The organism is Pseudomonas sp. 2995-1, from assembly GCF_002742505.1.
Taxonomy (GTDB): domain Bacteria; phylum Pseudomonadota; class Gammaproteobacteria; order Pseudomonadales; family Pseudomonadaceae; genus Aquipseudomonas; species Aquipseudomonas sivasensis.
This window is the reverse complement of the sequence record NZ_LJSA01000516.1, coordinates 1-305: the sequence shown is the minus strand read 5'-3', so window position 1 is coordinate 305 and position 305 is coordinate 1. Positions and strand designations below refer to the sequence as shown.

The 305-nt window shown below is 41.3% G+C and carries 1 protein-coding gene; it reads right to left on the bottom strand.

Going from position 1 to position 305, the window contains the following annotated elements:
• The coding region (locus tag AOA61_RS27295; protein ID WP_178075215.1) for an L-lactate permease at positions 1-305 on the bottom strand (305 nt) is incomplete at both ends.

The following is a 305-nucleotide window of genomic DNA, read 5'->3' as shown; positions in this document are numbered from 1 at the left end:
GTATAGTAGAGATGATGACCACCGCCAAGAATCCTTCCTTAACTCCCTTCCATTTAGCAAATAGCCAGCAAATCATCAGACCAGCAATTATATTTGGAATCCAAAGTAAAATACCAGTATAAAACACAGTAGTAGCAGCATCTTCAATAGTCACAACATTTGTTGTAGCTATCCACGCCACGGCTAGTGTCCCAAATACATTTGCCCATGCATGACCTATAAGAGGAATGACAACAGCTGTTACGGGCTTAACTCCAATACCAACAAGTAATGGTGCAACTACTGCTATAGGTGCTCCAAATCCT